This window comes from Acidimicrobiia bacterium, from assembly GCA_035948415.1.
GTDB lineage: Bacteria > Actinomycetota > Acidimicrobiia > IMCC26256 > PALSA-555 > PALSA-555.
Window position 1 is genome coordinate 21,751 of record DASZJD010000055.1, and the last position, 23,648, is coordinate 45,398.

Consider the following 23,648-nt stretch of genomic DNA (forward strand, 5'->3'; position numbering starts at 1 on the left):
CCCGACTCGCTCCGCGAATCGTACTCCGGCGTGTTCGCCGGCTGCCGGGGCGCCACGTTGACGCGCGCGCAACGCGAGCGCCGGCCCGCGCGCGACGTCCGCGGCCGCCTGAGCCGGCGAGTGCATGGCGGTGCTCGAGAAGCGCGTGGCGCGCCCGCGGTAGCCTCGGGTCACCCATCCGTTGGGGCGGGCCCATGAGCCACAGCACGACGAACTCGACCGCGGTGCCGCTCGGGACGATCACGTTCCTCTTCACCGACCTCGAGGGCTCGACCCGCCTCTGGGAGCAGCACCCCGACGCCATGCGCGACGCGCTGGCGCGCCACGACGAGATCCTCCGCCAGTCGGTCCTGGCCGCCGGCGGCCACCTGGTGAAGACGACGGGCGACGGCGTGCACGCGGCGTTCCGAACCGCCCGCGACGCGCTCGACGGGGCGCTGCGGGCGCAGCGGTGCCTGCTCGCCGAGCCCTGGGGCGCGACCGGGCCGCTGCGGGTGCGCATGGGGATCCACACCGGGGACGCCGAGTACCGGGACCGCGATTACTACGGGCCGGCGCTGAACCGCGCCGCGCGGCTGATGGCGGCCGCCCACGGCGAGCAGGTCGTGGTGTCGCTGGCGACCGCGGAGCTGGCCGCGGGGACGCTGCCGAAGGCCTGCGCGCTCGTCGACCTCGGCGAGCACGGGCTGCGGGACCTCACCCGCCGCGAGCGCGTCTTCCAGCTCGTCGCGCCCGGGCTGCGGCGCGACTTCCCGCCGCTGCGGATCACGAGCCCCCTGCCGGCCGGAGTCGTGACGTTCCTGCTCGCCGACGCCGGACCGACCGGCGACGGCGACGACGCGCCGAGGGGGAGCGAGGTCGACTACGAGGCGGTGGTGCGGAGCGCGGTCGAGGCGCACGACGGGACGGTCGTGTCGCCTCGCGACGACACCGCCTTCGGCGTGTTCAAGCGGGCTACCGACGCAGCCGCGGCCGCGCTCGACGCGCACGCGGGTGTCGCCGTCCTGCGGCTCGCCCTGCACACCGGCGAGGCCGTGGAGCGCGACGGCGAGTACTACGGGCACGCGGTGAACCGGGCGGTCCGCCTGCGGGCCCTGGCGCTCCCCGGTCAGATCCTCACGAGCCGCGCGACCGCGGACCTGATCGTCGACGAGCTGCCCGATCCGGCCGAGCTCGTCGAGTACGGGGCGCGCACGCTGCGGGACCGGCAGCGGCCCGAGCGCGTCTACCTGCTCCTCGACCGCCGGAGCGCAGGGACGAGGACGGAAGCCGCCGTCGGCCTCGACGCGGCGACGCTCACGACGCCGGACCGGCTCGCCGCCGTCGCCCGCGGGCCCTTCGTGGGCCGAGACGCGGAGCGGGCCCGGCTCGCGGAGCTGCTCGCGCGCGCCGACGCCGGGGAGCCCCAGGTCGTCCTCCTCGGCGGGGAGGCCGGCGTCGGGAAGACCGCCCTCGTCGCCCAGCTCGCCCTCGAGGCCGAGCAGCAGTCGGCCCTCGTCCTGTACGGGCGGTGCGCCGAGGAGGCCGGGGGGCCGTACGAGCCGTGGGTCGAGGCGCTCGACCATCTCGTGGTCGCCGGCGGCGCCGGCATGCTCGACGGGCTGGCGCCCGGCGGGCTCGCCGAGCTGGGCCGGCTCGTGCCCGCCGTCGCCGAGCGCCGGTCGGTGTCCCCGCCGGCCGCCGGCGACCCGGAGACGCAGCGCTACGTCCTCTTCAACGGGGTGACGTCGCTGCTCGTCGCGCTGACCGCGGAGGCCCTCGTGGTCCTCGTCCTCGACGACCTGCACTGGGCCGACCGGCCGACGCTCCAGCTCGTCCAGCACGTGGTGTCGCACGGTCGGGGCCGCCTCCTCATCATCGGCACCTACCGGGACACCGAGGTGATCGAAGGGGCGCCACTCGGCAACGCGCTCGCCAACCTGCGACGAGAGCCGGCGGTGCACCGCCTGACCCTCACCGGGCTCGACCGGGGCGACACGGTCGCGCTGGTCGCCGGCATCGCCGGGCACGACCTCGACGCCACCGACGCCGCCTTCGCCGAGAGCCTCCGCCAGGAGACGCGGGGCAATCCCTTCTTCGCGGTCGAGGTGCTGCGCCACCTGGTCGAGACCGGCGCCCTGAACCCGGACGAGCGGGGACGCTGGCAGACCGGTGACCTCACGACCGCGGCCGGGCTCCCCGACAGCGTGCGGGAGGTCGTGGCGCAGCGCGTCGCTCGCCTCGGCCCCGACGTCGAGGGCATGCTGCGCACCGCGGCGGTGATCGGCGAGCGGTTCGGGCTCGAGACCCTCGCCGGCGCGCTCGACGCCAGCATCGATGACCTGCTCGACCGGCTCGAGATCGCCGAGCGGGCGGCGCTCGTCGTGCCGGCCGGGTACGACGAGTTCACCTTCTCCCACGCCCTGATCGGTCACACCCTCTACCACAGCCTGCGGACGGCGCAGCGGGGCCGGCACCACCGACGCGTCGCCGAGACCCTCGAGGCCGGTGACGAGGCGCCGGCGAGCGAGCTGGCTCGCCATTGGGCCGCGGCGGTGCCGCGAGACCTCGAGCGGGCGGTGCGCTACGCGCGCTCGGCCGGCCAGCAGGCGCTGGCTGCCCTCGCTCCCGACGCCGCGCTGCGGTGGTTCGAGCAGGCGGGCCGCCTGCTCGACGAGCAGCGTGATCCCGACCCGAAGCTGCGGGCGGCGCTCCTCGCGGAGGTCGGCACGGCGCAGCGCCGCACCGGCGACGCGGGCTTCCGCCAGACCCTGCTCGACGCCGCCGAGCGCGCACGCGCCGTCGGCGACCGAGGGACCCTGGTCGCGGCCGCGCTCGCGAACACCCGCGGGTTCGCGCTGGCGCTCTCCGACGTCGACGAGGCCCGGGTCGCCGTCCTCGACGCGGCGCTCGCCGCGGTGGGGGACGACGACAGCCGGGAGCGGGCTCGCCTCCTCGCCGGCCTGGCCCGCGAGTTCGAGTTCGGCGACCCGGCCCGGCGGCGCGCCTACACCGACGAGGCGTTGGCCGTCGCCCGCCGGGTCGGTGATCCTGGCACCCTCGTCGAGGTGCTCACCGCTCGGTGCGGCGCGATCCGACACCCCGACACCGTGCAGGAGCGCGCCGACCTGGCCGCCGAAGCCCGGGCCATCGCGGAAGCGCTCGGCGACCCGGGGGGCGCCTTCTGGGCGATCAGCCGCGCCGCCGACACCGCCATCGAGCGGGCAGACCTCGCCGCCTTCGACGCCTGCCTGGCGGAGAAGGCGCGGCTGGCGGCCGAGATCGGTGACCCCGTGTTCCGCTGGATGGTGAGCTGGCAGGAGAGCTACCGCCAGCTGCTCGCCGGCGACCTCGACGCCGCCGAGCGGGCCGCGCAGGTGGCCCTCACGGTCGGCACCGAGGCGGGTCAGCCCGACGCGCTGACGATCGCCATGACCATGGCCGCCGCCGTCCTCGCGCACCGCGGTCGCTTCCAGGACCTCCTCGACGCCGCCCGCCGCCTGCCGCCCGACGGGCGAACCCACGGCGGCGTGGAGGCGGCCATGGCCCGAGCGCTCTTCGAGACCGGCCGGCGGGCCGAGGCCGCGGCGCTGATCGACGTGGCCGCGGCCGACGGGTTCCCGGTGCCGCGGGACTCGGTGTGGCTGTCCACCATGTTCCTCTGGGCCGGTGTCGTCGGGCGGCTCGGCCCGCCGGCGCCGGCGGCCGTGCTCGAGGACGAGCTGGCGCCGTACGCCGACCTCGTGGCCTGGACCGGCACCACCGTCTTCGGGCCGGTGACCGAGGCGCTCGGCCTGCTCGCCTCGGTCCAAGGCCGCCTCGACGACGCCGACGCCCACTTCGCTCGGGCGCTCGCGACCTCCCGACAGATCGAGGCGCCCTTCCTCGTCGCCGACGTCCTCGCGGAGTGGAGCGCGACGCGCCTGGCCCGGCGGGGCGGCGACGACGAGGCCCAGGCCGGTGCGGCGCTGCGCGAGGCGGTCGAGCTCGCCCGCGCTCGCGGCTACGGCGGCATCGAGCGGCGAGCGCAGGCGCTGCTCGACGACCCGAAGCCCCGGCGCCGCTCCGGGACGACCGGAGCCTGACCCGAGGGCGCGGCCCGACGGCCCCCGGCCCGGGCTCCGGCTCGGCGCGCCGATTCAGACGTTGTCGCCGCGGAAGATCTCGCTGACGCTCGAGTCCTCGAACACGGCGTCGATGGCCTCGGCGATGATCGGCGCCACCGACAGCACGGTGAGCGCGTCCCAGCGCTTCTCCGCCGGCACCGGCACCGTGTTCGTGATCACCACCTCGCGGATCGGCGCGTTCTTGAGCCGGTCGACGGCCGGTCCCGACAGGACGCCGTGGGTGCTGGCGACGATCACCTCGCGGGCGCCGCGGGCGTGGAGGAGATCGGCCGCCGAGGTGATCGTCCCGGCGGTGTCGATCATGTCGTCGACGAGCACGCACGAGCGCCCGGCGACCTCCCCGATCACCTCGAACGCCACGGCCACGTTGTGCGTGCCCTTCGGTCGGCGCTTGTCGATGAAGGCGATCTCGGCCTCGATCCCCCGTTCGACGAACTGGTTCACGAAGCGGTGGGCCAGCTTGCCGCCGCCGGCGTCCGGGGACACGACGGTGACGTCGCGCGGGATGAAGCCGGCGAGGTGCTCGGCGAGGAGGGGGACCGCGGTGAGGTGGTCGACCGGCATGTCGAAGAACCCCTGGATCTGGCCCGTGTGCAGGTCGACGGTGACGACCCGGTCGCAGCCGGCCACGGTCAGCAGGTCGGCGAGGAGCCGGGCCGAGATCGGCTCACGGCCCTCGGCCTTCCGGTCCTGCCGGGCGTAGGCGTAGAACGGGCAGACCGCGGTGATCCGCTTCGCCGAGGCCCGCTTGGCGGCGTCGACCATGATCAGCTGCTCGATGATGCGGTCGTTGATCGGGTCGCAATGGCTCTGGATGATGAAGCAGTCGGTCCCCCGGATGCTCTCGCCGAACCGGCAGTAGAGCTCGCCGTTGGCGAAGCTCGAGAGCACGACGGCTCCGAGGGGGACGTGGAGGCACTCCGAGATCTCGACCGACAGGTCGTCGTTCCCGCGCCCCGCGAACACCATGAGCCGCTTCTTCTGGGCGATCTCGAGCGGGCTCACGCCCCCGGCTCCTCGTCCTCGTCGTCGCCGCGGCGGGCCTCGACCCACCCTTCCTCCACCCGCGCCGGGACGCCCTTGGCCAGCGCACCCGGTGGCACGTCGTGCGACACGATGGCGCCGGCACCGGTGTAGGCGCCGTCCCCCACCTCGACGGGCGCGACGAGCACGGTGTTCGAGCCGATCCGCGCGTCGCGTCCGATCTTCGTCCGGTGCTTCTGGCGACCGTCGTAGTTGGCGGTGATCGTGCCCGCACCGATGTTGGCGCCCGGACCGATCTCGGCGTCGCCGATGTAGGCGAGGTGCGGCACCTTGGCGCCTTCGCCGATGTCGGCGTTCTTCATCTCGACGAACGTGCCGACGTGCGCGTCGGCGGCGATGCGGGTGCCCGGCCGCAAGGACACCCAGGGGCCGATCGTCACGCCGTCCCCGATCTCGGCCTCACGGGCGACGGTGTGCTCGATCGTGACGCCCTCGCCGACGATGGTGTCGACGAGCCGGCAGTTCGGGCCGACGACCGAGCGAGCACCGACCACGGTGCGCCCCTCGAGCGACGTGCCGGGCAGCAGCCGGACCTCGGGCTCGAGCTCCACCGCGGCGTCGACGTAGGTGTGCTCCGGGTCCGTCATCGACACGCCCTCGCTCATCCAGGCCCGGTTGATCCGCTGGCGCAGCACCTTCTCCGCCACCGCCAGCTGGGCGCGGTCGTTCACGCCGAGGATCTCGGTGGCGTCGTCGGCCCGGGCGCCGACCACGAGGTGCCCGGCGGCGCGGAGCACCTCCACCACGTCGGTCAGGTAGTACTCGCCCTGGACGTTCTCGGGATCGAGGCGGCGCAGCGCGGGCGCCAGGAGCCCGCGCCGGAAGCAGTAGATCGACGAGTTCACCTCGGTGATCGCCAGCTCGGCCTCGTTGGCGTCACCCTGCTCGACGATGCGGTCGACGCCCCCGCGGGCGCCGCGCACGATGCGCCCGTACCCGAACGGGTCGTCGAGCTCGGCGGTGAGGACGGTCGCGGCGGCGTCGGTGAGCCGGTGTTCGGTCGCGAGCGTCGCCAGCGTCTCGGCGCGCAGGAGCGGCGTGTCCCCCGTGAGCACGAGCACGTCGTCCTCGCCGTCCAGGTCGAAGCCCGAGCCCGCCAGCCCGACGCTGGCGGCGTCGCCCGTGCCACGCTGGCGGCGCTGCTCGACGAACTCGACCGGGGTCTCGGTCGCCAGCTGCTCCTGGACCGTCTTCGTCACCCGCTCGGCGCCGTGCCCGACCACGACCACGACCCGGGCCAGCGGCAGCTCCACCAGCCGGTCGAGGACGTGGAGGATCATCGGCCGGCCGCACAGCGGGTGGAGCACCTTCGGCGTGGCCGACCGCATGCGGGTCCCCTCGCCGGCGGCGAGGACCACGGCGGCCAGCGGTCGGTAGCCCAGCTCGGTCACCCCCTCCATGGCTGTGATTCAAGCGTGTGACGGCGGGGCTCGGGGGCGAGGTTTCGAACCTCGACTTGGGACTCCAAAGGACCCCGTGCTGCCGTTACACCACCCCCGAACGTCGGGATCTGACGTTAGCGCCGGGTTCCCGCCCGGCCGCGGTGGGTGACGTGTTTCCGGGCCGGGCCCCGGGTAGCGTGCTCCGCTGTCATGGGGTCGCTGATCAAGAAGCGCCGGAAGCGCATGCGCAAGAAGAAGCACAAGAAGCTGCTGAAGAAGACCCGCTGGCAGCGTCGCCAGCAGGGTCGGTAGTAGGCGACTCGGCCGCCCTCCGGGGCGGCCCTGTCGCGTCAGGCCGAGAGGCGGACGCCGTGGGCGACGGCCACGGTGCCGGCGACGGGGACCCGCATCCGCCGGCCCACCCGACGGGCCAGGCTCGTCGCGTCGGCGGCCGTGCCGGCGACCGGCAGCACCGCGTAGGCGGACCCGCTGCCGGCAAGGATCGCGGGCCGGCCCGCCGCTTCCTCCAGGTCGGCGCGGAAGGCGGCCAGGCGCGGCTCGACCGTCTCGGCCGCGACCTCGAGGTCGTTGCCGAGGTCGTCGACCAGGTCCGACACGGCCGCCGGTGCCGGCACCCGCCGGGCCGCGACGGGTCCGCCGAGCTCGTCCCACGCCGCGTAGACGTCGGGGGTGGCGACGTGGAGCGGCGGCAGCGCGACCACCACCGGCAGCACCCCGGTCAGGGTCACCGGCTCGAGCTCCTCGCCTCGTCCCCGCATCCACGCCGCGCCGCCGCGCAGGCAGAACGGCACGTCGGAGCCGATCCGGGCCGCCAGCGCGACCAGCTCGGCGTCGTCGACGTCGACCTCGAGCATGCGGCGGACCGCCGCGAGCGCGGCGGCGGCGTCGGCGGAGCCGCCGCCGAGCCCGGTTCCGGCGGGGATGCCCTTCAGGAGCCGCATGCGCACCCCGTGCCCGGAGCGCCCGGCGTGGATGAGCAGGTCCTCGGCGGCGCGGGCGGCGAGGTTGTTCGGCCCGGTGGGGACGTGCTCGACGGCGCCGTCCACCTCGAGGCTGACGCCCCCAGGGTGCGGGACCGCCTCCACCTCGACCTGGTCGTGCGGGTCACCGATCGACACCGCCAGCGCCTCGAGGTTGTGATAGCCGTCGGGGCGCCGATCGTGGACGGCGAGGCTGAGGGTGAGCTTGGCGTGCGCGGTCGCGCGCACGCGCCGGAGCCGACCGCGCTGCGTGAGCTCGTTCACCGAGCCGACTCCACCTCCCGAGTGAGTCGTGCCCATGCGTCGAGGCCGAGCGATTCGGCACGCGCCGCCGGCGCGATCCCCGCGGCGGCGAGGGCCGCCTCGGTGCGCTCGCCGAGCAGCGGGCGCAAGGCCCCCCGCAGCATCTTGCGTCGGTGCGCGAACCCCGCCCGCACCAGCGTGAACATCCGGTCCGGCGAGGGCACCGTGACCGGTGGCGTCCGGAGCCGGTCGAGGCGGACGAGCACCGACTCCACCCGCGGCGGGGGCACGAACACGGTCGGCGGGACGGAGCCGACGATCCGGGCCGCGGCGTAGTAGGCGACCTTCACCGAGACCGCGCCGAAGGCGGGGCGACCGGGCCCGGCGACGAGCCGCTCGCCGACCTCACGCTGCGTCATGACCAGCAGACGGGTGACCATCGGCGCCTCCTCGAGCAAGCGCACGACGATCGGAGTGGCCACGTTGTACGGCAGGTTCGACACGCAGGACCACGGTCCCTCGTCCAAGAGGTCGAGGCCGAACGTTCGCGCGTCGCCGACGCGCACGGTCACGTCGCCGCGTCCGGCGACGGACTCCTCGACGACCGGGACGAGGTGCTGGTCGAGCTCGAGGGCCAGCACGCGCGCGCCCGCGTCGGCGAGCGCGACGGTGAGCGAACCGAGCCCGGGTCCGATCTCGAGCACGCGCGCGCCGGGCTCGAGCTCGGCCAGCCGCACGATGCGTCGCGCCGTGTTCGGATCGGCGAGGAAGTGCTGACCGAGCGCGCGGCTCGGCCGCAGGGCGTGGTCGGCCAGAACGGCGCGGACAGCGGTCGGATTGGATCCCCGCACGGGGCCGACCGTACCCGCTGCGGGCGCAGGCTTACCCGAAGCCAAGCTTGCGGCCGCAGCCCCAGGCGCCGAATCCGTAGCGGGCTCGGATCCGCTCCGCCACGATGATCTGCTGCTCCCGGGTGGCCTGCCCGGCGTCGCCGCCGTACTGCGCGCCGCCGAAGGCGTTCCAGGTCCCGTTGTAGATGCCGAGGCCACCCGAGAACTCGGGCCCCTGCATCGACCAGTTCGCGCCGGTCTCGCAGCGCGCGATCGCCTCCCACCGGGGGTCGGCCCGGGTGCCGAAGTAGTGGATGGGAGGCTGGGCCATCACGACCGGCACCTGCGAGACCGGGATCTGGCCCACCGCGTTGCCGTTGGCCATCGTGACCTCGTACGTGATCCGCAGCTGCCCGGTGACGGCGGCGACGTCGCGGCTCTGCCCGACGTCGAGGTTCGGGTCGGGCAGGATCTGCTGCGGCAGGTTGTAGTTCACGATCTGGAACGTGGTGTCCTGGGTCTGGCGGATGACGTTCACGAACGGGCTGTCGACCGGGATCACGGTGGCGACGGCCGGGGTCGTGTAGTCCTGCGGGCCGAGGATCACCTTGTAGTAGTCGAGCAGCTCGCGCACGGTGAGGACGGGCAGGTTGTAGTTCACGGCTTGGCCGTCGACGTTCAGGGTCCCGACTCGGCGGGTGCGCAGCTGGATCGTCGCCCCGGCCTGCAGCCGGGCCGGCGCGTTCCGGACCGCGACCGCGGGCGGCAGCTTCAGGCTGGCGACGAAGTCGCTCGCGAGCGAGTACGCCGTGTATCGGACCCGCACGTCGCCGTCGAGGTCGACCGTGACGGGGAAGGCCCGCAGCACCCGGACGGTCATGCCGTCCGCGAGCGGCGTCGTGCCCTTCGGGTCGATGCGGTCGTCGGGGCCGACGCTGACCTTCTGCTCCCGCAGGAAGCCGCCGACGGTGTCCTGCCCGCTCCGCGCCGAGATCACCCGTCCGTCGACGCGCAGGCTGACCTGGTCGCCGTTGTTGAAGACCTTCGGGATCGCGTAGGCGGCCGCCGCCACGGTGACGGCGACGAGCACGGCGGCGAGGGCCCGGCGGGGCGAGACGGGCGCCAGGAGGCGCCGGGCCGCCCGCGGTCTCGCCGGCGGCGCTGACGTCGTGGCCCGGTCGGCGTCGACGAGCTCGGTGATCTCGGGGAGGTCCTCGACCTCCGGGAGCGGAAGCCAGGCGGTCTCGTCGTGCGGCTCGGCCCGGGCCGGGGACGGCGCGACCGGCGTCAGGGCCCGGGCCGGCGGCGCCGCGGCCTCGTCGCCGACGAGGAGCTCCTCGATCGCCGGCAGGTCGTCGAGGTCGGGCAGCGGCAGCCAGGCCGTCTCGTCGTGCGGCTCCGCCCGAGCCGGGGACGGCCCGACCGGGATCTCGTCCGGGCCCTGCTCCTCGTCGGCGGGCCCGACCAGCAGGTCCTCGACCGCGGGGAGCTCCTCGACGTCGGGGACCGGCAGCCAGGCGTCGGCCTCCGGCGCCTCGGCGCGAGCGGGGGAGGGGCGGACGACCTCGGCGACGTGCGCGCTGGACGGGCGCTGCCCGCCGCGGTGTCGGCGCCCCCAGCGGGTGCTGCGATCGGAGTCGCGAATTTGGGAGGCCTCCATCGAGCCGAGCGGCCGCGGCCCACCCCGGGAATCCTCGAGGCGTGCCGGCGACCGTACCGAAGCCGACATCCTCTCGCAACGACCGCCGACCGGGACGAATCGGGCGGATCCCGGCCCTCAGGGCGCCAGCGAGGGGCCGAAGACCGCCTGCGCCCCCGCCCTCGTGGCGGCGGCGACGGTCTCGACGTCGTGGCCGACCGCGGCCGCCAGCCCCCGGCCCACCACCGGGACGTACGCGGGCTCGTTCTCCTCGCCCCGGTGGGGCACGGGGGCGAGGAACGGCGCGTCGGTCTCGACCAGGATCCGGTCGATCGGCGTCCGGGCCGCGGCGGCGCGCACCTCGCCGGCGTTGCCGAAGGTGACGATGCCGCTGAACGAAAGCCAGAGGCCGAGGTCGAGGGCGCGGCGGGCCTCGTCCGGCCCGCCGGTGAAGCAGTGGAGGACGGTCCGCGCCGGTGGGCCCTCGTCGGCGAGCACGCGGAAGGTGTCGTCCCACGCGGCGCGGCTGTGCACAACGAGCGCGAGCCCGAGCGCCTTCGCGAGGCCGATGTGCCGCCGGAAGGCGGCTTCCTGGTCGTCGGCGGGGCTGTGCCGGTAGTGGAAGTCGAGGCCGGTCTCCCCCACCGCGACCACCCCCTCGGCGCCGGCGAGCGCGGCGAGCTCGTCCCATTCGCGGTCGAGGCGGGAGGCGTCGTGGGGGTGCAAGCCGACGGTCGCGACCACGTCGGGGTGACGGGCGGCGACCTCGACCGCAGCCACCGACGAGGCGGCGTCGGTGCCGACGCAGACGACGCCGCCGACGCCCGCCGCCCGGGCCCGGTCGAGGGCCGGGTCCGGGCCGCCCGACAGCGTGGTGAGGTGGGCGTGCGAATCGACCCACCACGCGCCGGCGGCGGGCACCCCGGTCAGGGCTCGAGGCGCGGGAACAGCGGCTCGCCCTTGTCGAGGGTCGTCCCGGCGGGGCCCCGGCCCCAGGCCGCCGCCTCCGGCAGGCGCTCGTCCTCGGGCCGGCCCGGCAGGCCGAGCCGACGCCACAGCTCGGCGCTAGCGCGCGGGATCGCCGGCGAGGCGAGCAGCGCGACGACCCGCAACGCCTCGAGGCAGTCGCCGAGCACCGCCGCGGTCGCGGCCGTGTCCCCCGACCGGTGGAGCCGCCACGGCTCCTCGGCCTCGATGTAGGAGTTCGCGGCGCGGATCAGGTCCCACACCGACGCCAGCCCGGCGGCGTAGTCCAGGCGGTCCATCCCGGCCTGCATCCCGTCGAAGGCGCGCCGCGTCGCGTCCACGAGCGGGCCGTCGGCCCGGGCCGCTGGCGCCACGCCGTCGCAGTAGCTGGCGGTCATGTTCAGCACCCGGTTGGCCAGGTTCCCGAAGTTGTTCGCCAGGTCGGCGTTGTAGCGGGCGACCATGGCCTCGTAGCTGAAGTCGCCGTCGGGCCCGAAGCGCTGGTCGGCGAGGAAGTGGTAGCGGAAGCCGTCGGCGCCGAAGTCGGCGACGAGTTCGGCGGGGGCGATCTGGTTCAGCGCCGTCTTGCTCATCTTCTCGCCGCCGACGAGGAGGAATCCGTGCGCGAACACGCACTGGGGTGGCGTCTCGCCCGCGGCCAGCAGCATCGCGGGCCAGTACACGGCGTGGAACCGCAGGATGTCCTTGCCGACGAGGTGGTGGACGGTGGGCCAGTACCGGTCGAAGCGCGCCCGGTCCTCGCCGTAGCCGACGCCGGTGCAGTAGTTGAGCAGCGCCTCGAACCACACGTAGGTCACGTGCGCCGGGTCCCAGGGCAGCGGGATGCCCCACGACAGCGACGTGCGGCTCATCGAGAAGTCGCGCAGGCCGCCCTTGATGAAGCCGAGCACCTCGTTGCGGCGGCTCTCGGGCTGCACCGCCTCGGGGTGCGCGGTGTAGTGCTCGAGCAGCTGGTCCCCGAAGCGCGAGAGCTGGAAGAAGTAGTTCTCCTCGGTGACCCGCTCGACCGGCCGGGCGTGGACGGGGCACAGGCCGTCGACGAGCTCGTCCTCGGTGTAGTAGGCCTCGCAGGCCACGCAGTAGAGGCCTTCGTAGATCCCGAGCTCGATGAAGCCGTTGTCGTGGATGACCTCGAGGAACTGCTGCACGGCGCGGTAGTGGCGGGGCTCGGTGGTCCGAATGAAGTCGGTGTTCGAGATCTCGAGGAGCCGCCACGCCTCCCGGTACCGCTCGCTGGTCCGGTCCGCCCACTCTCGTGGCGTCACCCCCTGCTCCTCGGCCGCGCGCTGCACCTTCAGCCCGTGCTCGTCGGTCCCGGTGAGGAAGACCACGTCGTCGCCCCAGAGGCGCCGCCACCGGGCGAGGGCGTCGGCGGCCACGGTCGGGTACGCGTGCCCGATGTGGGGGGCATCGTTGACGTAGTAGATCGGCGTCGTCACGTAGAACGGCGTGGCCATCGACCCAGGCTACCGACCGTCTTCGCGCGCTCAGCCCCGATTGGCGCGGGACGCGACGACCGCGTCGTAGGCCCGGCGGCGCGACACGCCGAGCCGCGCCGCGACCTGCGCTGCGGCGTCCTTGGCCGACAGCCCCGAGGCCACCGCCGCCTGGGCCTCGACCGCCAGGTCGGCGTCGGTGGCGGCGACGGGCTCGGCGGCCCCGAGCACGAGCACGTACTCGCCCCGCGGCGGCTGGGCTCGGACGTGCGCGAGGGCCGCGGCGAGGGTGCCTCGGAACACGTCCTCGTGGAGCTTCGTGAGCTCGCGCGCCAGCGCGACGGGCCGGGCGGGCCCGAGGGCGTCGACGAGCTCGGCCAGGGTGTCCGGCACCCGGTGCGGGGACTCGAACAGCACCGTCGTGCGCGGCTCCCGGGCCAGCTCGGCCAGGCGGGCGCGGCGGGCCGGTCCCCGCCGGGGCAGGAAGCCCTCGAAGGCGAAGCGCTCGGTGGGGAGCCCGGAGACGACGAGCGCGGTCACGAGCGCGGTGGGGCCGGGCACGACCTCGACCTCGAGCCCGGCCTCGAGGCAGGTCCGGACCAGGCGCGCGCCGGGGTCCGAGATGCCGGGCATGCCGGCGTCGGTGACCACCGCCACCGTCCTCCCGGCCCGGATGGTCTCCACGAGCTCGGCCGCCCGGGCTCGCTCGTTGTGCGCGTGGACGGCCACAAGCCGCCGGCCCGCCGCCACGCCGGCGTGGGTCAGGAGGGCACGGGTCCGCCGGGTGTCCTCGGCCGCGATGACATCCGAGTCGCGCAGGGCCTCCACCGCGCGGGGGGCCAGGTCGGCGAGGTTCCCGATCGGTGTCCCGACGAGCACGAGCCGCCCGCGGCTCACCGCCACGCCCCCGTGCCGGCAGCCGCGCCCGGGGCCGGCGAGGGCCGGCCGGTCACACGTTGAACCGGATCTCGAGCACGTCGCCGTCCTGGACCACGTAGTCCTTGCCCTCGACGCGCAGCTTGCCGAGCTCCTTCGCCTTGGCCCAGGACCCGATCTCCAGGAGCTGCTCCCAGCCGATCACCTCGGCGCGGATGAAGCCGCGCTGCAGATCGGAGTGGATGACCCCGGCGCACTCGGGCGCGGTGGACCCGGCCCGGAACGTCCACGCCCGCGACTCCTTCTCCCCCGTGGTCAGGAACGTCCGCCGTCCGAGCAGGTGCAGCGCCCGGCGGGCGAGGCGGGGCACGACGCTCTCGGTGACGCCGAGGTCGGCGAGCAGCTCCGCCCGTTCCGGGCCGTCGGCGGCGACCACCTCGGGGTCGCCCTCGAGCTCGACGCAGACCGCGAGGGCGTCCTCGCCGAACCGCGAGGCCAGCCGGTCGCCGTCGTCGAGCTGGCCGACGTCGATGTTCACCACCACCAGCGTCGGCTTGTTCGTCAGCAGGAACACCGGACCGAGGCGGGCCCGGTCCTCAGCGTCGACGTCCGAGCGGTGCACGGGCACCCCGTCGCTGAGGGCGGTCTCGGCCCGCTCGAGCGCGGCCACCTCGGCCGCGAGCGACGGGTCGCCCTTCGCGGCGCGGCGCTGCTTCGCCAGCCGAGCCTCGACGGAGCCGAGGTCGGCGAGGATGAGCTCCTCCTCGAGCGCGGCGGCCTCCCCGCCGGGGTCGTGACCGCCGCTGGCTCGGACCACGAGCAGGATGGCGTCGCAGTCGCGCAGCGACCCGAGCAGGCGGCTGCCGAGGCCCTTCCCCGCCTCGACCGAGAGGGCCGGCAGCATCGCCACCTGGAAGGAGGCGCGGACGACCTGCTTCGACCTCGACATCTCGGCGAGCCGGTCGAGGCGTTCGTCGGGGATCGTGACGACGCCGAGCACCCGTTCGGCGGCGCTGGGGGCGTCGTGGCCGGTCAGCGCGGCGAACACGCCGTCGTGACCCGAGTCGGGCAGCCCGACCAGGCCGAGGTGCTCCACCCGGTCGAGGCTATCGGCGGGTCGGTGCAGACTCTTGGGCGTCGCCGCGAAGGAGGGGACCATGGCTGACCTGGCAGCGCTCGTCGACCGGCTGGCGATCGAGGAGGTGCTCACCCGCTACGCGTGGGCGCTCGATTCGAAGAGCTTCGACGGGCTCGACGAGGTGTTCACGGCGGACGCGCACATCGACTACACGAGCTCGGGCGGCGTTGCCGGGCCCTTCCCGGAGGTGAAGGCCTGGCTGGCCCGGGTGCTCCCGCACTTCCCGGCGTACCAGCACCTGGTGACGAACCACCAGATCACCGTCGACGGCGACCGGGCCACGAGCCGAGCCGAGTTCTACAACCCGATGGTCACGGCGAAGCCGGACGGGTCACGCGGCATCTTCTTCGTCGGTGGCGAGTACCACGACCAGCTCGTGCGCACGCCCGGGGGATGGCGGATCAGTGAGCGGATCGAGAAGTCGGTGTGGACCGACGGGGAGTTCCCCGCGGCGCCGCCGACGTGAGGCGCTAGCCGCAGGCGGCGCCGACGGCCAACGAGGCGTCGAGACGGTGGAAGGCGTATCCGGGCACGGCCGGTCCGGCGTGGTTCTGCAGCTCGTGCTTCACGCTGTCGGGCGAGAACGACGACCCACACTGCTCCTTCAGCAGCGCCGCCGCGGCGCTGACGAACGGCGTCGCCATCGACGTGCCGCTGAGCTGGCCGTAGGCGGTGTCCGAGGGCTTGTTGCCCTGGATGCAGCGGTCTGAGAACGCGCAGGTCGACACGACGCCGACACCGGGCGCCGCGATCGCCACGAAGCCGCCGTAGTTCGAGAACGGGGCCAGGTTCCCGGACGAGTCGGTCGCGGCCACGGCGATGACGTCCTTCGCGTAGGCGGCCGGCGAGAAGAGCTCGGTGCTGCCGTCGTTGCCGGCGGCCGCGACCACGACGACACCGTGGTCGTGGGCGTACACGACCGCCTGCTGCATGGTGGTGTCGCACCCCGGCCCGCCGAGGCTCAGGTTGATCACGCTGGCGCCGTTGTCCGCCGCCCACACGATGCCGTTGTAGACCTCGGCGTCGGTCCCGGATCCGTTCGCGTCGAGGACCCGCACGGCCACGAGGTGCGTGTTCGGCGCTCCGCCAAGGCCTCCGAGCGTGTCGTTGTCGGCGGCGATGCCCGCCACGTGCGTGCCGTGGCCGTAGGGGTCGCCCGTCACGGTGCCGCCGGCGACGAAGTCCGGGCCGGCGGTCACGCGCCCGACGAGGCCCTGGTGGTTGAGGTCCACGCCGGTGTCGACGATGGCGATCGTCGTGCCGCCACCGCTCTCGCCCTGGCTCCACGCGTTCGAGAAGTCCGCGCCCGGCTGGCTCCCGAGGCCCCACTGCTGGGGCGGCGAGTTGGTGTAGAGCGGGTAGTTCGGGGCCGTCGGCGTGAACGGAGGGTCGGTCTGCGCGTGGACGACCCGGTTCGGCTCGACCGTGAGCACGGTCCCGGTGTTCTGGAGCTGGGCCACCTTCGCGCTCTTGTCCGCCTCCGAGGTGGCGATGAAGGTGGTCGCGTGCGGGGCGGACGACGCCCCGGTCTTGACGACCGCGACGTAGTCGACCGGGTGCGCGGGTGTCGGCGTGACGCTGCTGCCGTCACAGCTCGACGGGGGCGGCGGGGGCGGGGGGCCGCACGCCGCCACGAACGCCCCGACGATCGCCACGACCGACGAGAACACCACCGCCCGACGGACGCGCAGCCTCATCCCAGCCTGTCCTCCAGGTCATCGCAGCCCGGGCCGCGGACCCAACCCCTCATCGTCGCTCGCGACGACCGGGCAGAAAGGGTAGTCCGAGCCTCGGCCGCCCCCGACTACCCTCCCAGCGTGCCCAAGAAGTCCAAGAAGCGCCGGCTGCGGGCCCGCCGCAGCAAGGCGAACCACGGCAGCCGGCCGAACGCCGGACGGCGCTGAGTCACCCTCGGGACGCCACGAGCCTCGTCAGGCGGTGATCGGCGGTGAAGAGCCGCCGTCGCATCCCCAGCGCCACCACGGTCGTGGTCGCGGCCACCGACCCCAGGATCAAGTACATGACCGCGGCCTGGACCCGCACGGCGTTGAACGGGTCCACCCCGGCCAGGATCAACCCCGTCATCGAGCCGGGAAGGGCGATCAGCCCGACGATCTTCGTGGTCTCGATCTGGGGGGTGAGCGCCGTCCGGAGCGCGGAGCGCACGTACGGGCGGGCGGCCTCCTCCGCCGGCTGGCCGAGCGCCAGCCGGGCCTCGACCTCGTCACGCTTGTCACCGAGCTCGTCGACGAGGCGGCGAGCGACGAGGACGGTGGCCGCCATCGAGTTGCCGATCATGAGGCCGGCGAGCGGGACGATGGTCCGCACCGACAGGGTAAAGACCCCGAACCCGAAGAGCACCCCGAGGGTCAGCACCGCCGACGTCGCGAAGGCAGCCAGCGCCAGCCCGAACAACCCGGGCACGCGCGGGGCCCGCCGGGCGACCGTCCCCGACGCCGCCACCACCATCACCGCCACCCATAGCCATGCCCACGACGACGACACGCCGGGCTGCAGCAGGGCCTCCAGCACCAGCCCGATGACGAGCAGCTGGGTGAGGGCGCGGGCCGCCGCCCAGAGGATGCTCGCCTCGAGGCCGAGCTGCCGCCACAGCGACAGGCCGACCGCCACCGCGACCAGCGTCCCCGACAGGCCGAGCCCGGCCCACCCGATGTCGCTCACCGCTCCCCGACCTCCTCGTCGCCGACGGCGACGGCGGCGAGGAACCGTCGCACCTCCGGCGGCGCGTCGGCCTCGAGCCGCGCCGCCGGGCCCGCGTGGGCGACCCGGCCCGCGACGAGGATCAGGACGTGGTCCGCCAGCCGCCGCAGCTGCTCGAGGTCGTGGGTGACCCACAGCACCCGCACCCCCCGGCCGGCGAGCCCCCGGGCGAGGGCCTCGAGCCCGCGCCGGGCCGCCGGGTCGACCGACGAGGTGACCTCGTCCATCAGGACCACGTCGGGGTCGGTGACGAGCGTTCGCGCCAGGCACACCCGTTGCGCCTCGCCGCCGGACAGCTCCGTCGCCGGCCGGGCGCGGAACGACGGATCGAGCCCGACGGCGTCGAGCGCCCGCGCCGCCGCGTCGGGGGTCAGCGTCGGCTCCGCCACCTGCAGGTTCTCGAGCACCGAGCCCGGGAACGGGGTCGGCCGCTGGAACACCATGCCGACCCGACGGCGGAGCCGGAGCGGGTCGAGGGTCGCCACGTCCTCGCCGCGCAGCATCACCCGCCCGGCGGCCGGCACCTCCAGGCGGTTGCAGCACCGCAGCAGCGTCGACTTGCCGGCTCCCGATGGGCCGGCCACGACCGTGACGCCGCCGTCGGGGACCGACCCGGTGGCGGCGTCGAGGCGCCGCCCGTCCGGCCCCTCCACCGTGACGGCCTCGAAGCGGAACAATGGCGTGGCGGTGCACCCGATGCCGGCATTGTCGCATCGGCGCGTCCGGCGCCGACGGGGCGAAGCTACGACGCCCCGCCGGGCCAGCGCCGCGCCCGGGTCGGCGCCGCGGCGATGTCGCGGCGCGCCACGGCCGCCAGGACCAGCCCCGCGAGGAGGATCGGGGTCGAGAGCGACGCGAGCTCGGCGACCTGGTCGCCCGTGCCGTTCACCGCGCCCAGGTTGAAGGCGTGGTAGGCGAAGTGCGGCAGCGAGTACACGAGCCAGGCAACCGAGGCGGCGACCACGAGCGGGCGCGTCATCCACGCCACCGCGCACGCGGTGAGCATCGAGAGGGCGAGGTTCAGCTCCCCGACGTCACGCACCAGGTGTTCGTTGTACGGACCGTCGGCCGCGGTCCACGTGTGACCCAAGCCCGGGAAGTCGAGGAAGAAGGACCGCGGCGCGACCGCCGCCCACACCCCGACGAACAATCCGCTGACCACCAGGACGCCGAGGGCCAGCCGCACGGCCGGTCGGGCGCTCATCGCGTCGCCCCGGTGAGACGCCGCGCCGCCGCGACCGACGCCCATCCCTCCCGGGCGTCGCGGTGTGCGGGCGCCCAACCGGTCGCGCCTCGGAACCGTCCGTTTGACACCCGCTGCGACGCCAGCAGCGCGCTCGCGGCCGATCCGGCGAAGACACGCACGAGGAGCGCGGGTGTCGGTCGCAGTCGCTTCAACCCGAACGCATCGGCGAACGCGTCGAGGTACTCGCGCCGCGTGAGCGGATCGTCGTCCACGACGTTGTACACGCCGCCGGGGGCGTCGAGCGCGGCGACGACCGCGGTCGCGACGTCGTCGCTGTGGATCGAGGACAGGTAGGCGCCCGGCGCGCCGGCCACCGTCGAGGCCCGCCATCGAGCCAGGCGCAGCCCCTCGTCGACTCCGCGGCTCGTCGGCCCGTAGAAGAGCCCGAAACGGAGGACGACGCCGCGGGCTCCGGTGGCGCCGAAGCGGGTCACGAGCTCCTCCCCCTCCAGCGTCGGCGCCAGCAGGCCGACCCGCAGGGGCGGCACCGACTCGTCGATCCACGCGTCGCCGCGGTCGGGGTACACGAAGGACACCGATTCCTTCACGAAGACGCCGACGTCGTGCGCCCGGGCGGCGGCCACCAGGCATCGGGTGGCCTCGGTGCGGAGGCGGTTGTGCGTCGCCCAGGCGCCCCGGCGGGCCGCCCGCGACACGGCGGGGACATTGGTGGCGAGGTGGGCGATGGCGTCGCAGCCGACCGTCGCGTCGCGCACCGCCTCGGCGTCGAAGAGGTCGACGGCCACCGGCTCCGCTCCCGCTCCGCGCACGGCCGCTGCCCTCGACTCGTCCCGAGCGACGGCTCGCACCGCGTGCCCGGCCGCGACGAGCGCCCGCACCGTCGCGGGCCCGACGGTCCCGGTCGCCCCGGTCACGAACACCTTCATGCCAGCACCTCCTGGATCCAGGTCAGACCCTTCGCCATCGCTCGGGGGGGAGCCGTGGCGACCACCAGGTCGACGAGATCGGCGATCGACGTGCCGCGAAGCTCGGCTCGCCAGGCGTCGTCGGCCCGATCCATGACGACGTGGATCGAGCACGGCACCCGGTACTCGCGTCGCGCCACCCGGGCCGGGCCACGCTGGCGGATCTCGGTGCACCGGAACGCCGGCTCGTCGCCAGCGATCGCCTCCACCACGTCGAGCACGCTGATGGCGCTCGCGGCGCGGGCGAGCCGGTAGCCGCCGCGGCGGCCCGGCAGCGCCTCCAGGATCCCCGCGCGCGACAGCGCCTGCAGGTGCTTGGCGAGATACGGGGTGGGCACGGCGTGGTACTCGGCCAGCCGGCCGGCTGGGAGGGCGGCGCCGGGCGGGAGCACGGCGGCGAGCGTCACGCAGTGCAAGCCCCACTCCACGCCCTCGGGCAGCCGCATCATCCCGGATATTAGATATCCGGGTAGCCCTCGGGCGAGCGGGCCGGGGTCAGAGCCGGTCGAGCAGCAGGCTCTGCAGCGAGCGGCCGATGCGGCCCCGCTCGTCGTGGAGGGCGCTCTCGGCGAGGCCGACCCCGTTGGCTTCGGCGTGCGTGCGGGCCTCGAGTGCGACCCACTCGCCGACCGGCCCGCGGTGAAGGTGGATGGTCAGGTCGGGGTTGATGAACAGGTAGCGGCCGCGCTCGAGCGCCGCGCTCACGCCGTTGCCGAAGTCGGCGGCGGCGGCGACCCGCTGCAGGGGGGTCGGCTCCTCGTCGGCCACCACCGGGACCACGAGCCGGAACCAGATCGTCGCCTCCCCGACCTCCGCGAAGGACCCGGCCGCCACGCGGAGCTCCATCGCCTGCCAGAACCCGACCGAGGTGTTCGGGAACTGGATGACGTACGGCGACCCCGAGGCTGGGGGCGGGACCGTGGACGCCTCCGGATCGGGGACCGGCAACGCGAGGCCGGGGTCCACGCGGAGCCGCACCGCGCTGGCGCGGGCCACCTCGACGTCGGCGGCGACGAGGCTCGCCTCGAGCCACTGAACCCTCCGGCCGGGGCGCACGGTGCGGGTCTGCACCGTGAGCGGCGTCAGGGGGACGGGCCGGAGGAACTCGACGGTGAGGCGGGCGACGAAGGGGGCCGGGCCGGGGTCGACACGCTCGATCGCCCGGGCGAGCAGCGCCGCGGGGGGACCGCCGTGTTGGGCATCGGGGGACCACGGCCCACGGGCGAGCTCGCTCGGCACCAAGCGGTCGCCGTCGAGCTCGAACACCGCGTCGCTGCGCATCGCATCGGAGCGTACGGGGTCGTCCCGCGCTCGAGCGCAGCCGCGGCCGCGCCGTCGTCTCTCCCCCGCCTCGTGTGCGCCGGGGCCCGGGTCGGACGAGTGGCACCGAGATGCCCCGTACCAGGAAGTCGGCGAATGCGAGACTGTCGCCGCCGATGCTGTTCCCGACCATCACGTTCGCCATCTTCTTCATCGTCGTGCTGCCGGTGAACTGGCTGCTCATCCAGCGGCCCTACCGCTGGAGCGTGTTCATCCTCGCGGCGTCGTACTTCTTCTACGGCTACTACGACTGGCGGTTCTGCTTCCTGCTCGCCGGCTCCACGCTCGTCAACCAGTTCGTGGCCCTGCGCATCTTCCGCAGCGAGCGCGAGGCGGCACGGCGGGCGTGGCTCGCCGCCGGCGTCGTGGCGAACCTGGGCGGGCTCGCCTACTTCAAGTACTACGACTTCTTCGTCAGCAACGCGACGAACGCGCTGGCCCGGCTCGGGCTCGGGGTCTCGCCCACCATCGTCGCCGTCGCCCTGCCGATCGGGATCTCGTTCTTCACCTTCCAGGCCCTGAGCTACATCGTCGACGTCTACCGCCGGACCTTCGAGCCCCGCACGATGCTCGAGTTCGCCGTCTACCTGTCGTTCTTCCCCCACGTCGTCTCGGGGCCGATCGTGCGGGCCGCTGAGTTCCTGCCCCAGCTGCGACTGCGCCACGACCCACGTCGCGTGGACTCGAGCCGCGCCTTCTTCCTCATCTTCATCGGGCTGTTCAAGAAGGTCGTCATCGCGAACTTCCTCGGGACGAACCTCGTCGACATCGTGTTCGCCAACCCGAAGCAGCACGGCTCGCTCGAGGTGCTCGTCGCCGTCTACGCGTACGCCATCCAGATCTACGCCGACTTCAGCGGCTACACCGACATGGCGATCGGCTTGGCGCTCCTGCTCGGCTTCCGCTTCCCCCAGAACTTCGACCGTCCCTACACGGCGACGTCGCTCCAGGACTTCTGGCGCCGCTGGCACATGACGCTCTCGCGGTGGCTGCGGGACTACCTCTACATCCCGCTCGGCGGCGACCGGAAGGGCCGGTGGCGGACCTACCGCAACATCATGATCACGTTCCTGCTGGGCGGGCTCTGGCACGGGGCCTCGTGGACCTTCGTCGTGTGGGGCGGGATCCACGGCAGCTTCCTCAGCTACGAGCACTGGCAGCGAACCCGCCGCGCCGCCGCCCACCATCACCCGGCGCCGGACCGCTGGCGGGGACGCCTGGGCCGTCGGCTCTTCATCTTCAACGTCGTGTGCCTCGGGTGGGTCTTCTTCCGGGCTGATTCCTTCTCGAACGCAGCTGACGTGCTGACCCAGATCTTCGACCCGGCGCACTGGGGTCAGGCCGCCCCGCTCGTCACCGGCGGCGTGCTCCTCGCCATCGGCGCGGGCCTGCTCGAGCAGTACATTCCGCGTGACCTCCTGGCCCGGGCGATGAGCGCGTTCTCGCGCCTGACGCCGGCGGCTCAAGGCGTGGCGTTGGGAGTCGCGCTCTTGCTCACCAACACCATGGGTCCGCGCGGCGTCGCCCCCTTCATCTACTTCCGGTTCTGAGATGTCCTCGCCCTCCCGCTCCGACGCGCCGACGACGACCCGCTCGGCTGAGCGTGCCTCGGCGTCGAGGTCGGCGCCGTCGCTGGACGACCTCACCGGGGACCGGGGCAGCCCGCCGCGGCGGCCCCTGCCCGCCGGGAAGGTCCTGGCGGTCGGGCTCGTCACGCTGCTCGTCGGGGCGCTGCTGAACGCGCCGGGGATCCGCAAGACCGCGCTCGGCCAGCCGGTGGGGTGGCGCCGAGACCTGGCCACGTTCTTCGCCAACCCGCTCTACGACGTCAGCCACGCCCTGTACCTGGACCGGCTGCGGGTCGACCTCAAGCAGCTGCTCGGCCGGAGCCGCGACGACGCCGTGAACAGCCGCCTGCCGAGCCCGACGACCACCACCCCCACCACCGCCGGCGCGACCCCGACGACGCTGCCTGCTCGCGAGGTGTTCTCGCCGCAGCACCAGGCCCGGCTCTGGGTCGGGGGCGACTCGCTGGCGGAGACGCCCGGGTCGTCGCTCATCACCGGCGCCGGCGCGACCGGCGCCGTCGGCATCCTCGGCCCGGTCGACACCCACATCTCGACGGGGCTGGCCCGGCCGGAGGTGTTCAACTGGCCCGACTACCTGCGCACGACGCTCACGGCGAACCTGCCGGACGCGGTCGTGCTCACCTTCGGCGCCAACGACGACCAGACGCTGACCGGCGCTGGGGGCGGCGAGCAGTTCGGGGGCCCCGACTGGCAGGCCGAGTACGCCCGTCGGGTCGGCGGGCTCATGGACACGATCACCGGCATCACCAGCCATCCGCGGCTCTTCATGGTCGGGATCCCGCCGGTGCGCGACATGGCGCGTTTCACCGGCGACTACACGATCATCAACCGGATCTACGCCGCGCAGGCGGCGGCGCGTCGCGGCCGCGTCTACTACGTCGACACCGTCGCGTCGCTCGGCGCCCCGGGGGGCGGCTACACCGACTTCCTGGCCAACGCCGACGGGACGGTGGTGCAGGTCCGGACCGCGGACGGGATCCACTTCACCCGGGCCGGCGGCGACCGCATCGCGGGGGCGATCCTGGCCGCGATGCGCCAGGCCTTCGACCTCGACTCGTGGCGGACCGGCGGCTCGACGACCACGACCAGCGGGCCCCGGCCCGTGGGCGGGCATCCGCGCCATCCGACCCCGACCACCCGGCTGCCCTGACCGGGCGCCGACGG

General features: G+C 74.3%; 21 protein-coding genes and 1 tRNA gene. 5 read left to right on the top strand and 17 right to left on the bottom strand.

The window, feature by feature from the left end; translation table 11 throughout:
* Positions 1–194: 194 nt before the first annotated feature.
* On the top strand, positions 195–4,064 hold the full coding sequence (locus VG869_07815; protein ID HEV3451097.1) for an AAA family ATPase: 3,870 nt from the start codon (positions 195–197) through the stop codon (positions 4,062–4,064).
* A 54-nt stretch (positions 4,065–4,118) separates the two neighbouring features.
* Here the strand turns inward: VG869_07815 and VG869_07820 are convergent, their stop codons facing one another.
* From VG869_07820 to VG869_07830, 3 genes are all read right to left on the bottom strand, one after another.
* On the bottom strand, positions 4,119–5,111 hold the full coding sequence (locus tag VG869_07820) for a ribose-phosphate diphosphokinase (GenBank protein HEV3451098.1): 993 nt from the start codon (positions 5,109–5,111) through the stop codon (positions 4,119–4,121).
* Entirely contained in the window at positions 5,108–6,550 is a 1,443-nt protein-coding gene (gene glmU, locus VG869_07825) for a bifunctional UDP-N-acetylglucosamine diphosphorylase/glucosamine-1-phosphate N-acetyltransferase GlmU (GenBank protein ID HEV3451099.1), read from the bottom strand. Before glmU ends, VG869_07820 begins: the two co-directional genes overlap by 4 nt.
* A gap of 29 nt (positions 6,551–6,579) precedes the next feature.
* Positions 6,580–6,650 (bottom strand) — tRNA-Gln (locus VG869_07830).
* A 92-nt stretch (positions 6,651–6,742) separates the two neighbouring features.
* On the opposite strand from VG869_07830, the gene VG869_07835 reads away from it, so the two are divergent.
* A complete protein-coding gene (locus tag VG869_07835) occupies positions 6,743–6,844 on the top strand; it encodes an AURKAIP1/COX24 domain-containing protein (protein ID HEV3451100.1) in 102 nt (33 codons plus the stop codon).
* Positions 6,845–6,882: 38 nt separating this feature from the next.
* Here VG869_07835 and VG869_07840 read toward each other — a convergent pair whose 3' ends face one another.
* The 7 genes from VG869_07840 to VG869_07870 form a co-directional block, all read right to left on the bottom strand.
* A complete protein-coding gene (locus tag VG869_07840) occupies positions 6,883–7,797 on the bottom strand; it encodes a 4-(cytidine 5'-diphospho)-2-C-methyl-D-erythritol kinase (protein ID HEV3451101.1) in 915 nt (304 codons plus the stop codon).
* On the bottom strand, positions 7,794–8,627 hold the full coding sequence (gene rsmA, locus VG869_07845) for a 16S rRNA (adenine(1518)-N(6)/adenine(1519)-N(6))-dimethyltransferase RsmA (GenBank protein HEV3451102.1): 834 nt from the start codon (positions 8,625–8,627) through the stop codon (positions 7,794–7,796). Before rsmA ends, VG869_07840 begins: the two co-directional genes overlap by 4 nt.
* A gap of 31 nt (positions 8,628–8,658) precedes the next feature.
* Entirely contained in the window at positions 8,659–10,266 is a 1,608-nt protein-coding gene (locus VG869_07850; protein ID HEV3451103.1) for a transglycosylase family protein, read from the bottom strand.
* Positions 10,267–10,383: 117 nt separating this feature from the next.
* Positions 10,384–11,166 (bottom strand): TatD family hydrolase, encoded by a 783-nt coding sequence (locus tag VG869_07855; GenBank protein ID HEV3451104.1) that lies wholly within the window; start codon positions 11,164–11,166, stop codon positions 10,384–10,386.
* A gap of 5 nt (positions 11,167–11,171) precedes the next feature.
* Positions 11,172–12,689, bottom strand: a complete 1,518-nt coding sequence (metG, locus tag VG869_07860) for a methionine--tRNA ligase (GenBank protein ID HEV3451105.1) — start codon at positions 12,687–12,689, stop codon at positions 11,172–11,174.
* Between the two features lie 30 nt (positions 12,690–12,719).
* Positions 12,720–13,565, bottom strand: coding sequence for a 16S rRNA (cytidine(1402)-2'-O)-methyltransferase (gene rsmI / locus VG869_07865; protein HEV3451106.1), 846 nt, complete (start codon positions 13,563–13,565; stop codon positions 12,720–12,722).
* A 52-nt stretch (positions 13,566–13,617) separates the two neighbouring features.
* On the bottom strand, positions 13,618–14,640 hold the full coding sequence (locus tag VG869_07870; GenBank protein HEV3451107.1) for a DUF933 domain-containing protein: 1,023 nt from the start codon (positions 14,638–14,640) through the stop codon (positions 13,618–13,620).
* A gap of 61 nt (positions 14,641–14,701) precedes the next feature.
* On the opposite strand from VG869_07870, the gene VG869_07875 reads away from it, so the two are divergent.
* Complete coding sequence (locus tag VG869_07875) at positions 14,702–15,148, top strand: nuclear transport factor 2 family protein (GenBank protein HEV3451108.1); 447 nt, start codon at positions 14,702–14,704, stop codon at positions 15,146–15,148.
* A gap of 4 nt (positions 15,149–15,152) precedes the next feature.
* On the opposite strand, the gene VG869_07880 is transcribed toward VG869_07875, so the two are convergent.
* The 7 genes from VG869_07880 to VG869_07910 form a co-directional block, all read right to left on the bottom strand.
* On the bottom strand, positions 15,153–16,379 hold the full coding sequence (locus VG869_07880; protein ID HEV3451109.1) for a S8 family serine peptidase: 1,227 nt from the start codon (positions 16,377–16,379) through the stop codon (positions 15,153–15,155).
* Positions 16,380–16,587: 208 nt separating this feature from the next.
* Positions 16,588–17,364: an iron export ABC transporter permease subunit FetB gene (gene fetB / locus VG869_07885; protein ID HEV3451110.1), complete on the bottom strand. Its 777-nt coding sequence runs from the start codon at positions 17,362–17,364 to the stop codon at positions 16,588–16,590.
* On the bottom strand, positions 17,361–18,056 hold the full coding sequence (locus VG869_07890; protein ID HEV3451111.1) for an ATP-binding cassette domain-containing protein: 696 nt from the start codon (positions 18,054–18,056) through the stop codon (positions 17,361–17,363). The genes fetB and VG869_07890 overlap by 4 nt, the downstream gene beginning before the upstream one ends.
* Positions 18,057–18,145: 89 nt before the next feature.
* Positions 18,146–18,607, bottom strand: coding sequence for a hypothetical protein (locus VG869_07895; protein HEV3451112.1), 462 nt, complete (start codon positions 18,605–18,607; stop codon positions 18,146–18,148).
* Entirely contained in the window at positions 18,604–19,536 is a 933-nt protein-coding gene (locus tag VG869_07900) for an NAD(P)-dependent oxidoreductase (GenBank protein HEV3451113.1), read from the bottom strand. The genes VG869_07895 and VG869_07900 overlap by 4 nt, the downstream gene beginning before the upstream one ends.
* A complete protein-coding gene (locus tag VG869_07905; protein ID HEV3451114.1) occupies positions 19,533–20,021 on the bottom strand; it encodes an Rrf2 family transcriptional regulator in 489 nt (162 codons plus the stop codon). Before VG869_07905 ends, VG869_07900 begins: the two co-directional genes overlap by 4 nt.
* Positions 20,022–20,070: 49 nt before the next feature.
* On the bottom strand, positions 20,071–20,856 hold the full coding sequence (locus tag VG869_07910) for a thioesterase family protein (GenBank protein HEV3451115.1): 786 nt from the start codon (positions 20,854–20,856) through the stop codon (positions 20,071–20,073).
* A 155-nt stretch (positions 20,857–21,011) separates the two neighbouring features.
* On the opposite strand from VG869_07910, the gene VG869_07915 reads away from it, so the two are divergent.
* Both VG869_07915 and VG869_07920 read left to right on the top strand, forming a co-directional pair.
* Complete coding sequence (locus VG869_07915) at positions 21,012–22,445, top strand: MBOAT family protein (GenBank protein ID HEV3451116.1); 1,434 nt, start codon at positions 21,012–21,014, stop codon at positions 22,443–22,445.
* 1 nt (position 22,446) lies between these two features.
* The gene (locus tag VG869_07920) at positions 22,447–23,634 is read left to right on the top strand and encodes a DUF459 domain-containing protein (GenBank protein HEV3451117.1); all 1,188 of its coding nucleotides are present in this window, start codon (positions 22,447–22,449) and stop codon (positions 23,632–23,634) included.
* Positions 23,635–23,648 lie beyond the last annotated feature (14 nt).

Bases quoted from the DNA above. Each gene is read 5' to 3' on its own strand.
- VG869_07875 (HEV3451108.1), top strand. From the start codon at position 14,702: ATGGCTGACCTGGCAGCGCTCGTCGACCGGCTGGCGATCGAGGAGGTG.
- VG869_07905 (HEV3451114.1), bottom strand. From the start codon at position 20,021: ATGCGGCTGCCCGAGGGCGTGGAGTGGGGCTTGCACTGCGTGACGCTC.
- metG (HEV3451105.1), bottom strand. From the start codon at position 12,689: ATGGCCACGCCGTTCTACGTGACGACGCCGATCTACTACGTCAACGAT.
- VG869_07920 (HEV3451117.1), top strand. From the start codon at position 22,447: ATGTCCTCGCCCTCCCGCTCCGACGCGCCGACGACGACCCGCTCGGCT.
- VG869_07900 (HEV3451113.1), bottom strand. From the start codon at position 19,536: ATGAAGGTGTTCGTGACCGGGGCGACCGGGACCGTCGGGCCCGCGACG.
- VG869_07850 (HEV3451103.1), bottom strand. From the start codon at position 10,266: ATGGAGGCCTCCCAAATTCGCGACTCCGATCGCAGCACCCGCTGGGGG.
- VG869_07835 (HEV3451100.1), top strand. From the start codon at position 6,743: ATGGGGTCGCTGATCAAGAAGCGCCGGAAGCGCATGCGCAAGAAGAAG.
- VG869_07895 (HEV3451112.1), bottom strand. From the start codon at position 18,607: ATGAGCGCCCGACCGGCCGTGCGGCTGGCCCTCGGCGTCCTGGTGGTC.
- VG869_07815 (HEV3451097.1), top strand. From the start codon at position 195: ATGAGCCACAGCACGACGAACTCGACCGCGGTGCCGCTCGGGACGATC.
- VG869_07880 (HEV3451109.1), bottom strand. From the start codon at position 16,379: ATGAGGCTGCGCGTCCGTCGGGCGGTGGTGTTCTCGTCGGTCGTGGCG.
- VG869_07915 (HEV3451116.1), top strand. From the start codon at position 21,012: ATGCTGTTCCCGACCATCACGTTCGCCATCTTCTTCATCGTCGTGCTG.
- glmU (HEV3451099.1), bottom strand. From the start codon at position 6,550: ATGGAGGGGGTGACCGAGCTGGGCTACCGACCGCTGGCCGCCGTGGTC.
- VG869_07910 (HEV3451115.1), bottom strand. From the start codon at position 20,856: ATGCGCAGCGACGCGGTGTTCGAGCTCGACGGCGACCGCTTGGTGCCG.